Origin of the sequence: Chryseobacterium sp. SIMBA_038 (assembly GCF_046535115.1) — a bacterium.
Lineage (GTDB): Bacteria > Bacteroidota > Bacteroidia > Flavobacteriales > Weeksellaceae > Chryseobacterium.
The window spans coordinates 1-239 of the sequence record NZ_JAWRXH010000417.1 but is presented as its reverse complement, the minus strand read 5'-3'; the positions used below and the strand labels follow the sequence as shown (position 1 = coordinate 239).

The window sequence follows — 239 nt, the reverse complement described above, 5'->3', positions numbered from 1 at the left end:
ATAACCGTAGGAGCAGGAAATTATTATGTAGACCTTGGATTCAACGGCTGTATTTATCGTCAGACGGTAACTGTTGCAACTGCTCAGGCGCCAACAATTACAAGTATGACCGTTTCTGGAACTACGGCAACAATCAACGTTTCAGGAGGAACTGCGCCTTATAAATATTCATTGAATGATATTGATTATCAAGCATCAAACATTTTCACAGGATTATCAAGATTCATTCATACAGTATA

Annotated in this window: 1 pseudogene; it reads left to right on the top strand. The window is 38.1% G+C overall.

The features are described from left to right. Nucleotides 1-239 (top strand): annotated as a pseudogene (locus SB689_RS24115) (gliding motility-associated C-terminal domain-containing protein); the annotation flags it as partial.